20 protein-coding genes and 1 tRNA gene are annotated in these 20,603 nt (G+C 46.2%); 19 read left to right on the top strand and 2 right to left on the bottom strand.

Going from position 1 to position 20,603, the window contains the following annotated elements:
* From GM612_RS06740 to GM612_RS06755, 4 genes are all read left to right on the top strand, one after another.
* Positions 1-436, top strand: a 436-nt coding sequence (locus GM612_RS06740; protein ID WP_155431628.1) for an LPXTG cell wall anchor domain-containing protein, incomplete at its 5' end; no start/stop codon positions are given.
* A gap of 297 nt (positions 437-733) precedes the next feature.
* Positions 734-1,531 (top strand): pyrroline-5-carboxylate reductase, encoded by a 798-nt coding sequence (gene proC / locus GM612_RS06745; protein ID WP_155431629.1) that lies wholly within the window; start codon positions 734-736, stop codon positions 1,529-1,531.
* Positions 1,532-1,683: 152 nt separating this feature from the next.
* Positions 1,684-2,829, top strand: coding sequence for an N-acetylglucosamine-6-phosphate deacetylase (nagA, locus tag GM612_RS06750; RefSeq protein WP_155431630.1), 1,146 nt, complete (start codon positions 1,684-1,686; stop codon positions 2,827-2,829).
* A gap of 25 nt (positions 2,830-2,854) precedes the next feature.
* Complete coding sequence (locus GM612_RS06755; protein WP_155431631.1) at positions 2,855-3,556, top strand: GntR family transcriptional regulator; 702 nt, start codon at positions 2,855-2,857, stop codon at positions 3,554-3,556.
* Between the two features lie 63 nt (positions 3,557-3,619).
* Here the strand turns inward: GM612_RS06755 and GM612_RS06760 are convergent, their stop codons facing one another.
* Positions 3,620-4,354, bottom strand: a complete 735-nt coding sequence (locus tag GM612_RS06760; RefSeq protein WP_155431632.1) for a WecB/TagA/CpsF family glycosyltransferase — start codon at positions 4,352-4,354, stop codon at positions 3,620-3,622.
* 112 nt (positions 4,355-4,466) lie between these two features.
* On the opposite strand from GM612_RS06760, the gene GM612_RS06765 reads away from it, so the two are divergent.
* The 15 genes from GM612_RS06765 to GM612_RS06835 all read left to right on the top strand — a co-directional run bounded on the left by GM612_RS06765 (position 4,467) and on the right by GM612_RS06835 (position 19,107).
* The gene (locus GM612_RS06765; protein ID WP_155431633.1) at positions 4,467-5,936 is read left to right on the top strand and encodes a nicotinate phosphoribosyltransferase; all 1,470 of its coding nucleotides are present in this window, start codon (positions 4,467-4,469) and stop codon (positions 5,934-5,936) included.
* A 16-nt stretch (positions 5,937-5,952) separates the two neighbouring features.
* Positions 5,953-6,777, top strand: coding sequence for an ammonia-dependent NAD(+) synthetase (gene nadE, locus GM612_RS06770; RefSeq protein ID WP_155431634.1), 825 nt, complete (start codon positions 5,953-5,955; stop codon positions 6,775-6,777).
* 140 nt (positions 6,778-6,917) lie between these two features.
* Positions 6,918-9,569 carry a cation-translocating P-type ATPase gene (locus GM612_RS06775; RefSeq protein ID WP_155431635.1) on the top strand — a complete coding sequence of 884 codons (2,652 nt, stop codon included), beginning with the start codon at positions 6,918-6,920 and terminating at the stop codon, positions 9,567-9,569.
* Positions 9,570-9,581: 12 nt separating this feature from the next.
* A complete protein-coding gene (locus tag GM612_RS06780; protein ID WP_155431636.1) occupies positions 9,582-10,016 on the top strand; it encodes a hypothetical protein in 435 nt (144 codons plus the stop codon).
* 402 nt (positions 10,017-10,418) lie between these two features.
* Positions 10,419-12,584, top strand: coding sequence for a Tex family protein (locus tag GM612_RS06785; protein ID WP_155431637.1), 2,166 nt, complete (start codon positions 10,419-10,421; stop codon positions 12,582-12,584).
* Positions 12,577-13,038, top strand: a complete 462-nt coding sequence (locus tag GM612_RS06790) for a SprT family protein (protein ID WP_155431638.1) — start codon at positions 12,577-12,579, stop codon at positions 13,036-13,038. Before GM612_RS06785 ends, GM612_RS06790 begins: the two co-directional genes overlap by 8 nt.
* A 14-nt stretch (positions 13,039-13,052) precedes the next feature.
* The gene (locus GM612_RS06795; protein ID WP_155431639.1) at positions 13,053-14,324 is read left to right on the top strand and encodes a homoserine dehydrogenase; all 1,272 of its coding nucleotides are present in this window, start codon (positions 13,053-13,055) and stop codon (positions 14,322-14,324) included.
* A gap of 4 nt (positions 14,325-14,328) precedes the next feature.
* Positions 14,329-15,210, top strand: coding sequence for a homoserine kinase (thrB, locus tag GM612_RS06800; protein WP_155431640.1), 882 nt, complete (start codon positions 14,329-14,331; stop codon positions 15,208-15,210).
* Between the two features lie 66 nt (positions 15,211-15,276).
* Positions 15,277-15,361: transfer RNA gene (locus GM612_RS06805), tRNA-Leu, on the top strand.
* An 83-nt stretch (positions 15,362-15,444) separates the two neighbouring features.
* Positions 15,445-16,074 (top strand): HAD family hydrolase, encoded by a 630-nt coding sequence (locus GM612_RS06810; protein ID WP_173021242.1) that lies wholly within the window; start codon positions 15,445-15,447, stop codon positions 16,072-16,074.
* A gap of 114 nt (positions 16,075-16,188) precedes the next feature.
* Positions 16,189-16,608, top strand: a complete 420-nt coding sequence (locus GM612_RS06815) for a PTS sugar transporter subunit IIA (protein WP_343031835.1) — start codon at positions 16,189-16,191, stop codon at positions 16,606-16,608.
* Entirely contained in the window at positions 16,605-17,108 is a 504-nt protein-coding gene (locus GM612_RS06820; RefSeq protein ID WP_155431642.1) for a PTS sugar transporter subunit IIB, read from the top strand. Before GM612_RS06815 ends, GM612_RS06820 begins: the two co-directional genes overlap by 4 nt.
* 36 nt (positions 17,109-17,144) lie before the next feature.
* The gene (locus GM612_RS06825) at positions 17,145-17,939 is read left to right on the top strand and encodes a mannose/fructose/sorbose family PTS transporter subunit IIC (RefSeq protein ID WP_343031836.1); all 795 of its coding nucleotides are present in this window, start codon (positions 17,145-17,147) and stop codon (positions 17,937-17,939) included.
* Positions 17,936-18,772 (top strand): PTS system mannose/fructose/sorbose family transporter subunit IID, encoded by an 837-nt coding sequence (locus GM612_RS06830; RefSeq protein ID WP_173021243.1) that lies wholly within the window; start codon positions 17,936-17,938, stop codon positions 18,770-18,772. The genes GM612_RS06825 and GM612_RS06830 overlap by 4 nt, the downstream gene beginning before the upstream one ends.
* A 14-nt stretch (positions 18,773-18,786) precedes the next feature.
* Positions 18,787-19,107: a hypothetical protein gene (locus GM612_RS06835; RefSeq protein WP_155431644.1), complete on the top strand. Its 321-nt coding sequence runs from the start codon at positions 18,787-18,789 to the stop codon at positions 19,105-19,107.
* An 89-nt stretch (positions 19,108-19,196) separates the two neighbouring features.
* Here the strand turns inward: GM612_RS06835 and GM612_RS06840 are convergent, their stop codons facing one another.
* Entirely contained in the window at positions 19,197-20,279 is a 1,083-nt protein-coding gene (locus GM612_RS06840) for an LCP family glycopolymer transferase (RefSeq protein WP_155431645.1), read from the bottom strand.
* Between the last annotated feature and the right edge of the window lie 324 nt (positions 20,280-20,603).

Genomic DNA, 20,603 nt, shown 5'->3' on the forward strand with positions numbered 1-20,603 from the left:
TAACCCTGACAATGGTAGTGGTATTCCAGGTACTGGAACTAATTCGACCGGAAACAATGGCCAGGCTAATAATGGACAAGCTAATAATTCTGGAGACAATAACACTACTACTGGCGTTGATAGGGGCAAGGTACCATCAGCTAAAGGATCTTCAAATAATTCACAGATTGGTACAACTCACAATATTGCAAAAGGTACTCAATCAACTGGTGATGACGTTGTTAAGAATCAAGTTCATGGCGAACATCCACAAGCAACGGTGCATTCCGTTCAGAATAGTATTACAAATACTAAAAAGAATGGAACTCAGCATCAATTACCACAAACTTCAGAAAGCACTAATGAGTTAGGTACAATGGGAGCTCTGCTTCTAGGACTTTCTTCGTTACTTGGTTTGTTAGGAATTGGCAAACGGCGTAAACATGAAGATAAGTAACTACTGCAGATGTTAATCATAAATAGTTAGTGATTTTAGAAGTAAGAAAGCAGTAGCTCCATTCATTTGGGGCTGCTGCTTTCTTGTACATATATTGAATAATTTGGAGCATTTCATCTTTAGTAGATTTTAATCATTACTCATTAAACACAATGTTATTTTATAAAATATTCACACAGATTCAACTAATTAAACAACATAAGGTTAACTTCGCAAAAGACTGCCTGCAAGCTACTTTTTTGCTATAATGTATACAGTGTATTGATGTCAAATTAAGATCCATAGGAGTTGATACTCATGAAAGTTGGGTTTATCGGAGTCGGTGGTATGGCACAGGCGATTATTCACGGGTTGTTAAGCCAGACGAAAATTGCACCTGCCGATATTTTAATTCATAGTGCGCATACCTCGACTTATGAACCGTTTGCCAAGGAAAATGGGGTCACCGCGATGGCCAGCAATGTGGAAGTGGCGAGGTCAAGCGATATTGTCGTCCTGGCGGTCACACCTAACGTTGCAACACCGGTTTTGCAGCAAATTCGCGATGAGTTGGATCCCAAACGTCACACGCTAGTTTCAATTGTCGCTGGACTCTCCTTAGAACGACTAGAGGAAATTGCCGGTTACGATTTACCAATTTTGAGAACTTTGCCAAATTTAAACGTGGCTATTGGTGCCGGTATGACGGCGATCCACGGTAATGAACATTTGACTGGTAAAGTTAAGCAGCAAGCGGTCTCATTGTTTGACCAAATTGGGAGTACCGTAACGTTGCCAGAGTCAGATTTCTCCACGTTTTCCGCATTGGCGGGCTCCAGTCCGGCCTACGTTTATTTCTTTATTGATAGTTTGAGTCGAGCGGGTGTTAAGCACGGATTAACGAAGGCTGCTGCGACTAAAATTGCTGCACAAGCCGTGATGGGTTCGGCCGAAATGGTGCTCAATTCTGACGATAATCCCTTTGCGCTGATTGACCAAGTTTCCTCGCCGGGCGGCAGTACCGTCGCCGGTCTGTTAGCGATGGAAGAGGCTGGGTTCATGACTTCCGTTGTCAAAGGAATTGATGCAACGATTGCTCGGGATAAGAAAAAATAATAACGTTTGAAGCATAAACTAGCGGTGGATACAGGAACTTTAAAATGCAAGCTGAACGCCGATACAACGGGCTTGCAACATGGTCTATACCAGTATATAATGAATTCGTAAACGTGATCAAGTAGATCAGATTTGATTAGGAGGAACAGTTTATGAGTATCGTGTTGAAACACGCGACGATTTACACTGGTGAAGACGTTATCAGTGATGGCTACATCCGGTTTAGTAAGACGGTTGAAGCCGTGGGTGCGATGAATGATTACCAAGCACAACCCAATGACGAGGTTCACTTTGTCAGTGGAAAGGTGATCGTTCCCGGATTCATTGATGTTCACACACATGGTGGCTACGGCTTTGATTCGATGGACGGAAATGCTGATCAGATCAACCAGATGGTTAATCTGATGGTTAAAGAAGGGATTACGACTGTATTTCCTACGACCATGACCCAGTCTAATGATAATATTGCGCACGCAATGACTGGTATTAGGAAAGCAGCAAAGGTTAATCCGGTGATTAAGGGGATTCACCTTGAAGGTCCGTTTATCGCAGCAATCTACAAGGGTGCCCAGCCAGAAAAGTTCATTAAAGATCCAGACGTTTCCTTACTGGACCACTGGAATGAACTTTCAGGCGGGTTAGTCAAGCTGATTACTTATGCGCCTGAAGATGAAGGTGCTAAGGTGTTTGAAGACTATTGTCTCGCTCATCATATCGTGCCTTCGGTTGGACACAGTAACGCTACTAGAGCACAAATGTTAGCCAGCCGTGCGACCCACGTTACTCATTTGTACAATGCTCAACGCGAATTCAAACACCGTGAACCGGGTGTGACCGGCCACGCAATGCTGGAAGATAACATGTATGCTGAGCTTATCTGTGATGGATTCCATATTGTTCCCGATATGATCAAACTTGCTTACGAACAAAAGGGACCTCACCGAATCGAATTGGTGACGGATTCTATGCGTGCCAAGGGTATGCCAGAGGGCGTCAGTGAACTTGGCGGCCAAAAAGTGATCGTGAAGGATAAACAAGCTCGACTTGAGTCGGGTAATTTAGCCGGTTCGGTTTTACGTTACGATGACGCTTTTCGTAACGTGATCTCATTCACTGGCTGCGCAATTGAAGATGCTGTTCAAATGGCTTCCGTCAATCAGGCCCAAGAATTTGGGTTGACGAGCAAGGGTAAATTATTGCCCGGCTTTGATGCAGACCTGAACGTCTTTGATCGCGCACTTAATTTGCAAACTACTTACAGCTATGGTCGTGCCTTCGAAGCTGACCAGGCTGACTAGCAAGTCAGAAAGGTCGTTAAATGCTATGGGGTCACCTGTATATATACAAATTCATAATGATATCAAAAAAGCGATTGAGGCTGGTAAATGGTCGGTTGGGGATCGAATTCCATCTGAACGTGAGCTCGCCGTTCAATTTCACGTCAGTCGAATGACGCTGCGACAGGCGATTCAAACATTGGTTGAAGAAGGAATTTTAGAGCGTTTTGTGGGTTCTGGTACGTTCGTTGCCAACCAAAAAGTGCAGGAAAAAATGTCAGGGGTCACCGGGTTTACTGACGTGATGCTTGCTCAAGGTAAACAGCCTTCCAGTAAGACGGTTTCTTACCACGTGATGAGCCCTTCACTAAGCGAGGCTGAAAAGCTGCAACTGAAAGACGGGGACCAGGTTTTGCGAATGGAACGGGTGCGGTATGGTGATGATGTGCCGATCAGTTTTGAAGTGGCGACGATTCCAATTGAAATTGTTGATGGCCTCTCGAAACCGGAAGTTACCGATTCACTCTATCGGACTTTGGAAGCTAAAAAAAATTTGATTCCAGGACACGCCAAGCAAATGGTGTCTGCATCATCAGCTTCTGAGCGCATTGCCGAGTATTTGGATATCAAGCGCGGTGACGCCATCCTCAGATTGCGGCAGATTTCCTACTTGCAAGATGGTCGGCCGTTTGAATATGTCCGGACCCAGTACGTGGGTGAACGGTTTGAATTCGTTCTAGAAAAGTAAATGTTGAATCAAAAAGATAGCAACGCTCCAATTCAATCATTGAAGTGTTGCTATTTTTTTAAGTTATTTCGATTGACGAACTGATTTTTTAACGGCTTTTAGGTACTTTGGCAGAACCATCATACGGCCAATTCGAGATGGTTCGGTAATTAAACGGTAGAACCATTCCAGATGGTGGTTTTGAAAGAATTTTGGCGCTCGTTTGGTATGGCCGCTAAGAACGTCAAAGCTGCCGCCCACGCCCATCCAGAGGCCGTCATTTTGATGCCGGTATTGAGCAATCAGCTGTTCTTGTTTGGGAAAGCCAACTGCTAGGAAGACCATGTCTGGTTGCTGAACCTCAATATCAGCAGCAATCGGGTTAAAGTCTTGAAAATAACCATCGTGGGTGCCAACCACCTTTAAATGCGGATATTGGGTAGCCACTACCCTAGCCACGTCTGAGATCACGTCTGGCTTAGCGCCCACGAGGTAGACTGATTTGTCATTTCTGTTTCCCCAGGACAGCAACGACAGCATTGTATCATACCCGGTGATGCGTTCGGACATCGGGGTACCAATAATGGCTGCCCCCTTCAAAATACCGATCCCATCTGGTGTGATATAGTCAGCCCCAGCCAAAATATTTTGATAATCGGGGTGTTCTCGCGCATACATGACGATCTCGGGGTTAGCGGTCACGATAAAAGTATTGTGACGAGCAGTGATCCGAGATTCAATGGCAGTTAAAAACGCCTTTTGGGTTGTGTTGATGAACGGGACACCTAGGACAGTAACGTGTGAAAAATCTTGAACCATAATGACCACCTAACTTTTGATAAAATAATAATACTACCGTTTAAATGACGTCCCAAGGGATTAATGCTAAAATAGTGCTTATAAATAGCAATCAATTAAAGGAGTTGCAGACATGGCAAAGCAGTATCCAGATGATAGCACAACGTTGCATACGGATGCGTATGAATTAAGCATGATTCAAACCTATTTTGAAAAGGGGATTCAGAATAAACCGGCCATTTTCGAGGCTTATTTCCGGGAGATGCCCTTTCATAACGGTTTTGCAGTCTTCGCTGGACTAGAACACATTATCCATTATATCGAAGATTTGCACTTTTCCGACACTGACATTGCATATTTAAAGGAAACTGGTGATTTTTCACCAGCGTTTATTGATTATTTGAGTCATTTTAAATTTCAAGGGACGGTTCGTTCTGCCGTAGAAGGAGAATTAATCTATAACAATGAACCGATTATGCAGGTCGAAGGTCCGCTGGCCGATTGTCAGCTGATTGAAACCGCAGTACTGAACATTTTGAACTATCAGACCCTGATTGCCACCAAAGCCGCCCGAATCCGTTCCGTAGCGGGCAACGATGGCATTATGGAATTTGGAACACGTCGAGCACAGGAATTTGACGCTGCTATTTGGGGTACTCGAGCAGCCTATATTGGTGGTTTTGATGCAACTTCCAACGTTCGTGCCGGCAAGTTGTTTGGGATTCCGATCAGCGGGACTCACGCCCATTCACTCGTGCAAACTTACGGCAACGATTACGATGCATTTCGCGCCTACGCTGAGACCCACAAAGACTGTGTATTTCTAGTTGATACCTATGATACGATCAAATCAGGTGTGCCATCAGCCATTAAGGTTGCTAAAGAAATGGGCGATAAGATCAATTTCTTAGGTGTTCGTATTGATTCTGGTGATATGGCTTACCTGTCAAAGCGGGTGCGCGAGCAATTAGACGACGCCGGCTTCACGGATGCTAAGATCTATGCGTCAAACGACCTGGACGAAAAAACGATTATGTCACTGAAAATGCAGCGGGCAAAAATTGACGTTTGGGGAGTTGGAACTAAGCTGATCACGGCCTTTGACCAACCAGCACTGGGCGCGGTTTACAAGATGGTGTCCATCGAGCACAACGGCAAGATGGAAGACACGATCAAGCTATCTAACAACGCTGAAAAGGTCTCAACACCTGGTCGAAAGCAAGTTTGGCGAATCACCAAAAAAGCGGACGGCAAGTCGGAGGGTGACTACGTGGCACTGTGGGACGAGGACCCGCGCAAATTGGATGAACTTTACATGTTCCACCCAAGCTACACTTACATCAATAAAACGGTCACGGACTTCGATGCTCGGCCGATTTTGCAAACGATTTTTGAAGATGGCCGTTTGGTTTATCAACAGCCTGAACTGGAAGCCATCAAGGCTCGCTGCCAACAAATGCAGGAGAACCTGTGGCCCGAATATAAGCGTGATTTGAACCCCCAGAAGTACCCGGTTGATTTGTCGCAGAAGTGCTGGGATAACAAGATGGCGCTGATTAAAAAGATTCACGAATATGTCAGAAATATTAACTATGATGACTAAGTAAGAGGGCGCAGAGATGAGAGCATTACAACGAGAAATTATTGGCGCGTTGAAAGTTCAGCCAAAGATTGATCCCGAAACTGAAATTCGCCGCAGTGTTGATTTTATGAAGGCCTATTTAAAAAAAACCGGTTTAAAATCTTTGGTACTAGGAATTTCCGGTGGTCAGGACTCCACGCTAGCAGGCAAGCTTTGTGAGATGGCGGCTAGTGAACTAAGGGCTGAGACTCACGATGACAGTTACCAGTTTATTGCTGTGCGGCTGCCATACGGAACTCAAGCAGACGAATCAGACGCGATGGCAGCCGTTAAGTTCATGGGAGCCGACCGTGTGGACCGTGTGGATATTCAACCGGCTACCGATGCCACTGTTAAGGCGGTTGAGGCTAATCACGAGACAATTTCAGATTTTAATAAGGGGAACATTAAAGCCCGTCAACGGATGATTGCCCAGTTTACGATTGCCGGCGCAAACCAAGGTGTCGTGGTTGGCACCGATCATGCTGCTGAGGCGGTTACTGGATTTTACACTAAATTTGGTGATGGTGCCGCTGACATTACGCCGATTTGGCGTCTCAATAAACGCCAGGGCAAACAGCTACTGGCTGCCTTGCACGCACCGGAACATCTTTATACGAAGGTACCAACGGCTGACTTGGAAGAGGATCGGCCAGCGCTGCCAGATGAAGCTGCACTGGGTGTGCGTTATGACGATATTGATGATTATCTTGAGGGTAAGGACGTTTCGGACAAGGCTGCTGAAACCATTGAAGGTTGGTATTTGCGGACTCAGCATAAACGACACCTACCCATTACGGTATTTGACACATTTTGGAAATAACGTTTACTTTAACGATGAGGGAGTAATCGGCAGAATCTTCTGTGACCAACCCGTCAGCAAGGGATGATAGTCTCCGGGAAGGCCTTAATCGATGAGACTTATAACAATAAAGAGGTTTCACAATTACAGGAGGTTTCGAGATGACAAAACAGCCGTGGTATCAGCAAACGACCGATGAGTTGTTTGCCAAAATGGACACGCAAGAACAGGGACTCTCTGAAGCAACGGTCAAGCAACGCCGTACCAAATACGGTGAAAATCGGCTGGCAGCTAAACGGCAAACAACTGTTCTTGAGAAGTTTGCGGCTCAGTTTAAGGACTTTATGATCATTGTGCTGATCGTAGCAGCTATTATTGCTGGAGCAACCGGTGAAGTAGTGGATGCAGTGATCATTTTGGCAGTGGTGATTCTAAACGCGATTTTTGGTGTCTTTCAAGAATCTAAAGCGGAAAACGCGATTAATTCGTTACGTGAAATGTCAGCTCCAGTAGCTCATGTTGAGCGAAACGGCCAGATCACGACGATTAAAAGTGATGAACTAGTGCCGGGTGACGTGGTTCATCTAGAAGCTGGCGACATTGTTCCGGCGGACATTCGGTTAGTCACTGCCAACGCTATGAAAGTTGAAGAAGCTGCTCTGACAGGTGAATCCGTGCCAGTTAATAAAACCAGTATGGCCCTTGAAGAAAGTGATCTACCGTTAGGCGACCGCTCAAACATGGTCTATATGACGTCTAATATTACGACAGGCCGTGGCAGCGGCGTGGTGGTCGCAACCGGAATGCAGACCGAGGTTGGTCAAATTGCTGGCATGATCAACCAAACCGAAGAGGTCAAGACACCTTTGCAGGCCAACTTGACCCAGCTAGGAAAGTGGCTGACCGCTCTAATTCTGGGCATCGCTGCCTTGGTATTTGTGATTGGTATGTTGCGCGGTGAAGAGTCCCTCGTCAATATGCTATTAACTGCGATTTCACTGGCTGTTGCAGCCATTCCTGAAGGACTGCCCGCCATTGTCACGATTACCTTAGCACTGGGAACCCAGCGAATGGCCAAGAAAAACGCCCTGATTCGAAAGTTACCAGCGGTTGAAACGCTAGGTAGTACGGATGTTATCGCCTCAGATAAGACTGGGACCTTGACTCAAAATAAAATGACCGTTGAGCAACTATATGAAAACGGTCAATTAATCGATGCAAGGAAAGCTCAGATTGACCTGAGCGATCCATTGGCAATGGCCATGATTTTGAACAACGATTCTAAGTTTAGCGAAAGCGGCCTTGCCGGGGATCCCACCGAAACGGCACTGATTCAATACTTTCTTGACCAAGATGATGCCGTTGCATCAGCTATTAGCAGTAACAAACGGGTGGCTGAGATTCCATTTGATTCGGAACGAAAGTTGATGTCGACGTTCAACGAGGATCAAGACGGCGCGGTTATTCAGTATGTTAAGGGTGCTCCTGATCAACTGCTCCAACGCGTTGACCGAATGTTAGTGGATGGTGACGTTCGTGAAATCACGACAGCTGACAAGCAACAGATTTTAGCGACTAATCATTCGCTAGCCACTCAGGCATTAAGGGTGCTAGCATTTGCCTATCAGCCAGTTGATCAGTTACCAGTGGAACCGAATTCGCAAGATGATGAACAGCATTTAATTTTCATCGGTCTGATTGCGATGATCGATCCTGAGCGGCCGGAAGTGGCACAAGCTGTTACCGAGGCACATCAAGCCGGTATTCGGCCAATCATGATTACCGGTGATCACCGAGATACCGCGACGGCCATTGCTAAACGGCTGGGTATTTTAAGTGCTGATAGTATGGCAAGCCAGGTGATCACTGGAGCCGAGCTTGATCAGCTCAGTGATTCGGAATTCGACAAACAAGTTACCCAGTATTCAGTCTACGCACGAGTCGCCCCCGAACACAAAGTTCGAATCGTGAACGCTTGGCAAAAGCGTGGTAAAGTAGTGGCAATGACTGGTGATGGGGTGAATGATGCCCCGGCTTTAAAAGCCGCCGATATCGGTGTTGGCATGGGCATTACAGGTACTGAAGTCTCCAAGGGCGCCAGCGATATGGTTTTGGCTGATGATAATTTCTCGACCATCGTTGTGGCGGTGGAGGAAGGTCGAAAGGTATTTGCCAACATTCAAAAGGCGCTTCAGTACCTCCTGTCTGCTAATATTGGTGAAGTTTTAACACTGTTTATTATGACGCTGCTTGGTTGGCAGATCCTAGCACCGGTCCAGATTTTGTGGATCAACTTGGTGACAGACACTTTTCCAGCCATTGCTCTAGGGTTAGAGCCAGCTGAACCTAATATCATGAAGCAAAAACCCCGGGGTCGAAGTTCCAACTTTTTTTCTGGTGGAGTCTTTGGCAATGTGATCTATCAGGGAATTTTGGAAGGCCTGATCACACTGGGAGTCTATGCACTCGCAATTGCTTATCCGGTCCATGCTAGTGGCCAGTTGGCGCATGCTGATGCTCTGACCATGGCCTTTGCGACGTTGGGGCTGATTCAATTGTTCCACGCTTTTAACTCAAAGTCGATTCATGAATCAATTTTTAAAGTTGGTTTGTTTAAAAACCGGGTCCTTAACTGGGCAATTTTAACGGCCTTCTTGCTGTTAGCAGTGACAATCATTGTGCCAGGCTTCAACACCGTTTTCCACTTAACTGAATTAGCGTTAGCTCAGTGGGCCATGGTCTTTGGCGCTGGTATTTTAATGATTGTAATCGTTGAAATAGTCAAGTTTATACAACGCCGGTTTGAAAATTAGGAGGGATTGCTTATGAAGCCAAAAACAATGGCCAGCTATTTACCAGCATTAACAAAGATCATCGAAGATACGGATCAGATGGGCTCACAAATGAACCCAGATTTCGATAAGTTACGTCAGGCAATTGATGGGGATTCCGTCGCCGAATTAGGAACCGATACCATTGCAGATATCAAGGCAACGTTCCAAAAGGGGACGGACGCCTACACAGAGTATCTAAACCGGCTTCAACAAGCAGCGGTACCAGTTCGTATTTTGGGCCGTCATAAGCAGTTAGTGGCAGCTTATCGAAATTATGCACAAGCTTGCCAAGCAATGGTGGACGCAATCGATCCCGAGAATCAAACGGTCAATACGGAAGCCTTTAATGATTCAGAGCATGAACAGGAAAACATGATGGCTAAGGTAACTTCTGCGACACAACGAATCATGAGTATGGTCAATTAGGTCAGTCTTTAAAATACAGTTATGATGGTGAGACTGTGACGCATTTTTAACAAAAATACCACTGGTGTATTTACTGAAAATTCGCCGTCAATCATCACTAAATCCAGACTGCTAGCTTACCTAAATTGGTGCCAAAGCTCAGATCACGGCCTTATAACAATACTAAAGTGGGTTCCCTAAAATTTAGGAAACCCACTTTTAGTATCGCTATACGCTGTCAGTTAGACATGTTTTGGCATATTCCTCTTATGGGGTATTCGGTTTGAAATAGTGTTGTGAGCCTTTTCTGCTGCATTTTCTAGACATCACCTCGATTTTAAATTGCCGTGAGGGCACGCTTGTCACATGTTATAATGAGAACATTACTGACGAACAAGAAACTGAAATATAAGGATGTAAAACATGGACGACGAAACAATTAAACTGATCAAACAGGCATTACCTGCCTATAAGGGTCGCCAAATTGACGTAACCCTGAATTTATTAAATGACAATAATACTGTCCCTTTTATCGCCCGTTACCGAAAGGAAATGACGGGTAACCTTGATGAAGTTGAGATTCGTGAGATTCAAGATGAAGCAAAGCGAATTAGTAAACTTCAGCAACGCAAACAGGAAGTACTGAAGCTGATCACCGAAGAGGAAAAACTGACGCCAGCGTTAGCGAATAGTATTCAAGCAGCTACTCAGATGCAACAAGTCGAAGATCTCTACTTGCCCTACAAGCAAAAGCGCCGTACTAAGGCAACGATTGCTAAGGATGCGGGATTATATCCCTTCGCACAATGGGTGTTGCAGTATCACTCGGATTCCGTTACCTCTCAAGCTGTCAACTACATTAACGAAAAGGTGCCGGATACTGATAGCGTGTTAGCTGGTGTTCACGAGATTTTGGCTGAAGCGATTGGTGAACGGGCTGAATTTCGTGAATGGATCCGCCACTATACGCAACAAAACGGCGACTTGACCAGTAAATTGAAACGCAATGCGGCTGACAAAGATGAAAATCAAGTTTATGCGATCTACTACGATTTTCAATCAGCGTTAAAACAGCTCAGTCCGTACCAGACACTAGCAATGAATCGCGGTGAAAAAGAAGGCGTCCTCAACGTGAAAATTAACGTTGCGGATGATGCAATTTTGAACTACCTTAATTTTCAACTGATCGGTCGGCATCAGGGCCCCGCTGTAGCCACGGTGACTGATGCTTATCAAGATGCTTATAAACGGTTTATCGCACCGGCCATTGAACGGGAATTGCGCCATCAGCTGACTGAAACTGCACAGGACCACGCGATTCAAGTTTTTGGTGACAATTTGTATCACTTGTTGATGCAAGCACCCCTGAAAAACCATACGGTCATGGGATTTGATCCAGCCTACCGGACTGGTTGTAAACTAGCTATTATGGATGGCAATGGAAAGTACCTGGCAAAGCAGGTGATTTATCCGCATAAACCGGCCCCCGAGAAAAAGCGCGCTGCCGCCATGCCAGCATTCATCAAGTTACTCAATGATTATCAAGTTGATATGATTGCAATTGGCAACGGTACGGCTAGCCGTGAATCCGAACAGTTTGTTGCCGATGCGATCAGCCAAGTTGACCGTGATGTTCGCTACACCATTGTGAATGAAGCTGGGGCTTCGGTTTATTCTGCCAGTGCAGTTGCCCGGGCGGAATTTCCGGATTTTAACGTCGAAGAGCGGTCTGCCATTAGCATTGGCCGCCGTTTACAAGACCCATTGGCCGAGTTGGTCAAAATCGATCCGAAATCAGTTGGTGTTGGTCAATATCAACATGACGTCCCTGAAAAGCACCTAGATCAACAGCTCGATCGGGTGGTGGAGACGGCCGTTAACCAAGTTGGTGTCGATCTCAATCGGGCTAGCATTGAATTGCTGACCCACATTTCTGGTTTATCTGAACAGACAGCAGCTAACGTGGTGGCGTATCGCGAAGAAAACGGCAGTTTCCAAAGCCGACCAGAACTAAAAAAAGTGCCGCGCTTAGGACCAAAAGCTTACGAACAATCGGTTGGCTTCCTGAGAATCATTAACGGTAAAAATATTTTGGATAATACTGACATTCACCCGGAAAGTTACGCCGTTACTAAACAGGTGTTAGCTAATCTAGGCCTGCAGCTTGCAGACGTTGGTACACCTGCCGTAGCCACGGCATTGAAGAACGTCGATCCTAAGATTTTAAGCCAAAAACTTGACGTGGGCGAAGCAACGTTACAGGATATTTTAAGTAGTTTGCAACGCCCTGGTCGCGATCGTCGTGATGAGATGCCAGCTCCAATTTTACGAACCGATGTTTTAAAGATCAGTGACTTAAAACCTGGAATGAAATTACAGGGTACCGTTCGAAACGTGGTTGATTTTGGGGTATTTGTTGATATTGGCGTTAAGCAAGACGGCCTAGTTCACATTTCACACCTTTCAAATCACTTTGTTCGTAATCCAGCCACGATTGCCTCGGTTGGTGATATCGTGACCGTTTGGGTACTTGAAGTTGATGAGCAACGGCATCGGATCCAGTTGACAATGGTGGCACCGAATGACTGATCAAGAATTACAGGCTTTAGTTGAGCGCATTTCATTACAGTCCTTTGGAAAACCATTTCGGCATCAAGCCGTTTTTAATTCTCGGCTGCGCACAACTGGTGGCCGCTATCACTTACGCGATCACCACATCGATATAAATCCTCGGATGCTGACGATGTTTGGGGAGGATACGCTGGAGGGTGTGATTAAGCACGAGCTCGTCCACTATCATCTGCACATGGCGGGGCAGTCGGGACAGCACCGGACAAAGGCCTTTAAACAGCTATTGAAGGCAGTTGGTGGGCTCCGGTTCGCTCCGGAGCAGCCACGGTCAGCCAAACCAGTCAAGATTTTAATTTATCAATGTGAAAAATGTGGTCGAATCTATCAGCGTAAACGACGCATCAATACGCAAAAATACGTTTGTGGGGTTTGTCACGGCAAACTGATTTATCAAAAAACAATGCTACAATAATGGGGTGATCCTAAGTGAGGCAGATTCGAATCGGTTTAATTGGCCTTGGAACCGTGGGCAGCGGTGTGGTCCGAATTTTACGCGACCAGGCAGCTCTAATCGATCAACAGACTGGTCTGAGCTTTAAAATTGTCGGGGCAGCCGTTGCTAACCTCGACCGTGAGCGAGCAGGGGATCTACAGCGGATTCCGTTGGTCGCCCATGTATCAGAGCTGATCAATGACCCCTCGATCGACGTTATCGTTGAGGTGATGGGGCAGGTTAAGAAGGCTAAGGCACTAATTTCGGCAGCTTTAAAGGGAGGCAAACACGTTGTTACCGCAAATAAGGATCTGATTGCACAATCCGGTAATGAACTGGCGCAGCTCGCTGTTGATAATCACGTAATGCTGCGTTATGAAGCCAGTGTCGCTGGTGGAATTCCAATTTTACAAACGCTGAGAACCGTCTATACAGCAGATCCAGTCAACGAAATCGCTGGGATCCTAAACGGGACCACTAACTTTATTTTGACCCAGATGGATAGCCAGAACTGGAGCTATGATCAAGCGTTACAGGCCGCTCGGGATAAGGGCTTTGCTGAAAGTGATCCGACTAACGACGTGGACGGCTTCGACGCTGCTTTCAAGCTGGGCATCCTCACGAAAATTGCCTTTGGTCTGTCAGTAAGTCAATCCCAAATTGAGATTACGGGAATCCGCGGAATTGCGGTGGCTGACGTTCGAGCGGCTCGGACATCTGGTTATGAGCTGAAATTAGTTGCGATGGCGAAGCGGACCAGTGCAGGTTTGCAATTGTCAGTAGCACCAATGGTGATTCAAGAGGACCGACCACTTGCGAAGATTCAAAATGAAAATAACGCGGTCTGGGTCAAAAGTGCTAACATTGGCACCGCGTTATACGTTGGCCCAGGGGCTGGCCAGTTACCAACTGGTAATAGTGTTGTGACAGATCTCGTTCAGGTTGGCAAAGCCATCCGTCATCGCGATCCCGCTGAACCGTTTGCGTTGAAACGGGTTGCAGATCTCCCCTCAATCATTCCTGGCCACCGATCATATTGGGTGCTGCTGGCCAGCCCCGATAACGATCAGTTACCCGCAAACGTTAAACTCTTGTTTGGCGATGTTAAGGTGAGTCAGCCAGACGTGATTCGGGGGTTGGATCCGCACAGGACACTAGCCAGTATTGAGGTTCGGCTTGACAGCCCAATGCCCCTTGAAACCTTTGTTAATTTAACTCAGCAACTTGGTGATATCCGGGCTGCTTATCCAGTATTGGAGGACTAAAATTATGGGAAAAATTGTGATGCGAATTCCAGCTACTTCAGCTAATCTAGGACCGGGATTTGATTCCATTGGTATCGCGCTGCACCTTTACCTGACGATTATCGTTGAAGAAGAAACGCAACATTGGCAGGTTAACCACGCACTGGGACCAGACGTGCCAAATGACGAGCATAATCTGATCGTTCAGTCAGCCCTGACGGTGAATCCTAAATTGAAGCCCCATCAGCTGACGGTCATGTCTGATATTCCAGTTGCTCGCGGACTGGGCAGTTCTTCGACTGCGGTGGTTGCAGGTGTTAAGATTGCTAACGCCTTGGGTGAGATGAATTTATCGTCTGAACAGCAGGTCACGTTGGCTGCTAAAATGGAGGGTCATCCCGACAACGTTGCACCTGCTATCTTAGGTGATGTCGTCGTGGCTGATTTTGATGGTGAAAATGCCACCACGGTCAAATTGGCAATGCCAGATAACCTTAAGTTGCTAGCTTTCATTAAAAAGGAGCCTCTGTTAACGTCTGACAGCCGTCAGGTATTATCGGACCAATTACCGCGAAAGCGAGCTGTTGTAGGCAGTAGTGTGGCTAACGTCATGGTTGCAGCCTTAGCAAAGGGTGATTGGCAACTTGCCAGTCACATGATGGAAATGGATCAATTTCATGAAGCCGAGCGGACAAGACTGGTGCCAGAACTGCCTGTAATTCGTGAAGCTGCGCATCAATTAGGCATTTATGGCACCTACCTTAGCGGTGCTGGTCCTACTATCGCCACGTTTGGTACTGAACCGCAACTGATCGTTTTACGGCAAAAATTGACTGATATGGATATGAAAGGCAGTCTTCGAATTTTTGACATTGATCGGCAAGGAACCACTGTAAATGCAGAGTAAATCTGAATATATTGCAAATAACCATTGAAAACAAGTCATAATTCTGGTATATTATTTCTTGTTGATGCGGCCATGGCGGAACTGGCAGACGCGCAAGATTAAGGATCTTGTCGGGATTATCCCGGTGGAGGTTCGAGTCCTCTTGGCCGCATATTTGAACTCGGAACGTTTGACCCAATGGTTGAATGTTGCGAGTTTTTTGTATTTTACGTAAAATTTGGAGGCCAATTTGGTATGAAAACCTTTATTTTTGACATTGATGGCACGTTATTGGACACCGAGGCGATGTATATGAAGGCTTTGGACCAAGTACTTCGGCGTCATCAGATCGTTCACCCCTATCATGAATTAACGCAGACGTTTGGTATTACTAGTTTAGACGCTTTAAAACGGTTGCGGGTGCCGGATGACCTGATTGAGCCGATCCTCAAAGAATGGACGGCGGCGATTCCAGCTTTTCAATCATTGGCGCACGTGTACGATGGCATCGAAGCAATGTTGCAGAAATTGAACGCTCAAAAAGACGTTCAGGTCGCGATCATGACGTCCAAGAGACAGTTTGAATTCAAACGGGACGTTACGCCTTTAGGCCTTGATAAATACTTTAGTGAATTTGTCTTTTTTGAAGACTATCAGCGTGGTAAACCGGCACCTGACCCAATTTTAGTTGCGCTGAAACGGCTCAGAGCAGACCGCACCCAAACCGTCTATATTGGCGACACCCAGTACGATTTACAAGCTGCCCATGCGGCGGGTGTAAAGTTTGGTTTGGTGGCATGGGGTGCCAAAAATCAGCAGGGCGTTAGCGCCGCCGATTACGTTTTTGCTTTTCCAGACGAAATTGTGGCACTAGCTCAAGAGTAGTCCGAATTCTGGTGCCAAATACAAGGTCAATGTGCTATGATATTAACGAGTGTACGCGGTTTCGGGTAACCGTGTAAACGGATTGAAATCGCTTAATTAAGAGGGGGCAACACAGTGATTGCCATTATTATTGCCAGCCATGGTGATTTTGCCACGGGACTGTTGCAATCAGCAACGATGATTTTTGGCCAGCAGGAGAATGTGGCCACGGTCGCTTTTCAGGCCAGTGAAGGTCCAGAGGATTTAAAAAATAAGTACCAGCATGCATTATCAAAGCTTGACTCCACAGATTCAGTGCTTTTTTTAGTTGATCTATGGGGTGGCTCACCATTCAACGTTGCCAGTGAAATTGTGGCGCAACACGCTGACCAGATGGCACTTATCACAGGAGTTAATTTGCCCATTTTGATTGACGCCTTTACCATTCGTGACCAACCACTGGACAAAGTTGTGGCGCACTTGGAAACCAGTGGCAAAAGTGGCATTCGTCACTTAGAGCTCAACAGCCAAGAACAGGAGGATGACCTGCTATGACAATGGATATTCGTTTAGCTCGAATCGATAGTCGACTACTGCATGGCCAAGTCGCGACCGTTTGGACTAAAACGGTCACACCAAACCGCATTCTGGTAGTTTCGGACAAAGTGGCCAAGGATAATTTAAGAAAGTCATTGATCACTCAAGCTGCACCCCCGGGCGTTAAAGCTAACGTGATCACAATCAAGAAGATGCTGGCGATTTATACCGACCCCCGTTTTGACGTGTTCAAAACACTGTTACTCACCGAAAATGCCCAGGATATGGCTGCGCTCGTCAAGGGTGGCATAGATCTGAGCAAAATTGGTATCAACGTTGGCAGTCTTGCTTATCAAGATGGCATGGCCACGCTAACGGATGCTGTGGCGGTGGACCAGACAGAAGCGAAAGCCTTGCGGTATTTGGCAAGTGACGCAGGCCTAAAGGTCACAATTCAAAAAGTGCCTGGTGACCGTCAGATAGATGTGTTGCCATTACTGGATAAAAATCAGCTATAAAACAATTAATGGTCAAAATCAGAAGGGAGCGAGAGTGTGAGTATTGGAATTGTTTTAGGCATACTTCTCGTTGCTTTTTTAGCTGGGATGGATGGCATCTTAGATGAATGGGAATTCCAACAGCCGCTGGTTGCCTGTACCCTAGTTGGATTAATGATGGGTGATCTAACAGCCGGCATCGTGTTTGGTGGTAGTTTGCAAATGATCACGATTGGCTGGATGAATATTGGTGCGTCAGTGGCACCTGATACGGCGCTGGCGTCAGTTGTGGCCGCCATTTGGGTCTGCGGACCCGTTCAACTGTCAGTTCCAGAAGGCTTAGCGATTGCTGTCCCGTTAGCGTTACTTGGTCAGGGGTTTACGATGGTTTTACGCCGGGTCGTTACCCGATTGGTTAAGGTAGCTGAAAATGGGGTTGAAAATGGACATCTGTCGCGCGTGACACAGATGCATTTAGCCAGTCTATTGCTTCAGGGTTTGCGGGTCATGATACCAACTGGTTTATTTTTACTGATCCCGGCGGCATGGGTGACTAGCGCTTTTAATGCACTGCCAGTGGTTTTGACGATGGGACTGGCAATTGCCGGTGGCTTTATCGCAGTTGTTGGTTATGCCATCGTCATCAACATGATGGCAACTAAACAGCTCTGGCCTTTTTTTGCGTTAGGCGTTGCTTTAGCAGCCGTCAAAGCTTTGAACATGGTTGCTTTAGGTATCATTGGTTTAGCCTTGGCAATCATTTACGTTCAGCTCAGTAATCGACAGCAGCCACCAAGTGCGGGTGGTGATGACGACCTTGATGATCTTGACCGAGAACTGGAGGACCTATGATGGAGAAAACGGAGGAGAAACAACTGACCCGCAGTGATCTCGCACGGATGGTCTGGCGGTCAAGCTTTGAACAGGGATCTTGGAATTATCAAGGGATGCAAAACCTCGGCTTTGCCTATATCATGGTACCAGCCATTAAACGGCTCTATGACTCTCCAAAACAACAGCAGGCGGCTTTGCAGCGTCATTTGACGTTTTTTAACACCATGCCATACATGCAGTCAACGATTACGGGTGTCGTGGCCAATGTTGAACAGCAACGCGCTAACGGGGCACCGGTGACCAGTGAAATGATCAACGACGTTAAGACGGGAATGATGGGTCCATTGGCCGGTGTTGGCGATCCGGTCTGGTGGGGGACTTTGCGCCCCGTCTTAGCAGCGCTCGGTGCTGGACTAGCAATTGGCGATGCCAGTCTACTGGGACCACTGCTCTTTTTCTTTGGTTGGAACATTGCTCGGCTTGTATTTCGAGCCTATACCCAAAAATTAGGTTTTCAGTATGGAACCGAAGTTGCCGACCGTACGGGACACTGGTTACCAAAACTGACGCAGGGTGCATCGATTCTTGGCATGTTTGTTATGGGCGCGGTCGTGCCTCGGTGGACAACCATCAAGATGCCGATTGTTCTTGCCCAAGTGCACGTTAACAACGAGTTGAAACAAATTACGCTGCAAATGATCTGTAATCGTATCCTGCCAGGATTAGTGCCGGTGATTTTAACGTTAGTCTGTGTCTGGTTGCTCCGTAAACGAATCCACCCGATGTGGCTGATCTTTGGTATGTTCATTATCGGCATTCTTGGCTACGTTTCCGGCGTGCTAGCCTTGTAGTAGGAAGGTTTAAAATGCAGTTTAACCAAATTAACGAATATCAGACTTCGGCTAATTATTTTGTAACCCCTTATCGAAGTGTTAGGGGGGTACTCTCGTTAGGCGACCGGGGTCTTTATTTTAATCGCGAGTTGACACGGCAAAGTATTCGAGTTCCGTACGAGCAAATTTCGGCTGTTTGGGTACAATTGGTCTTTCAACGTATTCCGTACGGTATCATCGTTGAAACTGCCACTGATGCACTTCAATTTCGTTTCTGGCACGTTCGCGGTGCACTGCACGTTTTCAACCGTAAATTGCCAGCTGGTCTTGTTCGTCATCAACGCAGAAAATAAAAAATCAACCTTTTTGCAAACGGCGGCTTTTTAGCCGGGTTAACGAAAAGGTTGATTTTTTGATTGATTTCGGTTTTAAAGAAAAACTGTTAGTAGCCAGTTGCTGATGATGAGCCATACGAAGAAGTGTAATTACTGTCGTCACCAGTTCCTGTCGAGCTAGACGTTAGTTTTGTGCTATCACTCAGACCCAGCGTTCGACGAATATTATTGGAAACTTTTTGCAGTTCCGAAAGTGGGGCAACTTGATAGGAAATGCCGTCGATCATAGCATTTTCACCCTGCAGCGTTTGAGACTTAATGTGGTGACTCGCATCACCATACTTTGCTCGGATCGTCAACATATCATTAAAAGTCATATCAGTCTTCATGTTACCGTTTAGTGAGGTTAAGATTTGTTTGTAGCGGGTGATCGATGAGATACCGACGCCCTTCACAACTAACTTTTGCAGAATCTGACGCTGACGTTTTTGACGGCCATAGTCACCCAGCGGATCTTCTTCACGCATTCGTGAGTAATCCAGTGCTGCTTTACCATCCAGATGAATCTTTTGTCCCTTCACCACGTTGGCGTTGCCATACTTGAACGTCAGGGTTGGTACAACGTCCACACCACCAACGGCATTGACCATTTTTTCCAGGCCGCCCATGTTGACTAAGGCGTAAAAGTCGATCGGGACATCCAACAGGTTTTCAACCGTGCTGACGGAACTTGATGCCCCACCGATCGTATAAGCTGCGTTGATTTTTTCGTAAGGCTGCGAATCGCCCTTAACTTGAACCCGAGTATCACGTGGGATACTGGTTAAGTAGGCGGTTTTCTTGGTTGGGTTGATCGTGGCAACAATTAAGGTATCAGTTCTCCCAGTATCGTGTCGTCCAAGTGCACCGGTATCGGTTCCCATCAATAGGATCGAAAATGGCTTGCCCTGTTTGAGGACGTCATCAACGTTGCGTAATTTGTTGGTTTGTCCGGCCTGAAACGTTTTATCAAACGTGTTCTTGGCGTCATTATAGGCGTGCCAACCATACGCCACACCACCCGTAGCCAGAATCAAAACGACGATCAATAGGCTCCAAAGAAGCCCTCGATGCCGTTTACGTGGCTTAAAGTGGGGCTGGTCGCTGCGTCGTTTAAATTGATTATTTGAATTATAATTATTTGATGCCATAAGTCGTCCTCGCCTTTGTAAATACTTTCTAAATTATATGACAGTTTTATTACAAATAAAGTTTAAGTTTAGAAGCTTTAACTGATTTTAAGAAAAAAGTGAAATTTTTCTTGTCTAACTGTACTATTACATCACAAATTACGTCGCTCGTAAACTAAATCTTGATGATTGAAATGGCTTTTAAGGTTTTATTTCAACGTTAGATGGGTGTCAAAATGCTGGGGTAACAGTCACTCATGACACTGGACACTTCTTTTTGAAAAGTTATTACGGCTAGTGATTAAGCAACTTGTTCGCAGTATCGGGTATGTTATAATAAATGTT

Origin of the sequence: Secundilactobacillus folii (assembly GCF_009720675.1) — a bacterium.
Classification (GTDB): domain Bacteria; phylum Bacillota; class Bacilli; order Lactobacillales; family Lactobacillaceae; genus Secundilactobacillus; species Secundilactobacillus folii.

Excerpts from the sequence above, each read along its gene's own strand:
- proC (WP_155431629.1), top strand. The coding sequence starts at position 734 with ATGAAAGTTGGGTTTATCGGAGTCGGTGGTATGGCACAGGCGATTATT.
- nagA (WP_155431630.1), top strand. The coding sequence starts at position 1,684 with ATGAGTATCGTGTTGAAACACGCGACGATTTACACTGGTGAAGACGTT.
- GM612_RS06755 (WP_155431631.1), top strand. The coding sequence starts at position 2,855 with ATGGGGTCACCTGTATATATACAAATTCATAATGATATCAAAAAAGCG.
- GM612_RS06760 (WP_155431632.1), bottom strand. The coding sequence starts at position 4,354 with ATGGTTCAAGATTTTTCACACGTTACTGTCCTAGGTGTCCCGTTCATC.
- GM612_RS06765 (WP_155431633.1), top strand. The coding sequence starts at position 4,467 with ATGGCAAAGCAGTATCCAGATGATAGCACAACGTTGCATACGGATGCG.
- nadE (WP_155431634.1), top strand. The coding sequence starts at position 5,953 with ATGAGAGCATTACAACGAGAAATTATTGGCGCGTTGAAAGTTCAGCCA.
- GM612_RS06775 (WP_155431635.1), top strand. The coding sequence starts at position 6,918 with ATGACAAAACAGCCGTGGTATCAGCAAACGACCGATGAGTTGTTTGCC.
- GM612_RS06780 (WP_155431636.1), top strand. The coding sequence starts at position 9,582 with ATGAAGCCAAAAACAATGGCCAGCTATTTACCAGCATTAACAAAGATC.
- GM612_RS06785 (WP_155431637.1), top strand. The coding sequence starts at position 10,419 with ATGGACGACGAAACAATTAAACTGATCAAACAGGCATTACCTGCCTAT.
- GM612_RS06790 (WP_155431638.1), top strand. The coding sequence starts at position 12,577 with ATGACTGATCAAGAATTACAGGCTTTAGTTGAGCGCATTTCATTACAG.
- thrB (WP_155431640.1), top strand. The coding sequence starts at position 14,329 with ATGGGAAAAATTGTGATGCGAATTCCAGCTACTTCAGCTAATCTAGGA.
- GM612_RS06810 (WP_173021242.1), top strand. The coding sequence starts at position 15,445 with ATGAAAACCTTTATTTTTGACATTGATGGCACGTTATTGGACACCGAG.
- GM612_RS06820 (WP_155431642.1), top strand. The coding sequence starts at position 16,605 with ATGACAATGGATATTCGTTTAGCTCGAATCGATAGTCGACTACTGCAT.
- GM612_RS06830 (WP_173021243.1), top strand. The coding sequence starts at position 17,936 with ATGATGGAGAAAACGGAGGAGAAACAACTGACCCGCAGTGATCTCGCA.
- GM612_RS06835 (WP_155431644.1), top strand. The coding sequence starts at position 18,787 with ATGCAGTTTAACCAAATTAACGAATATCAGACTTCGGCTAATTATTTT.
- GM612_RS06840 (WP_155431645.1), bottom strand. The coding sequence starts at position 20,279 with ATGGCATCAAATAATTATAATTCAAATAATCAATTTAAACGACGCAGC.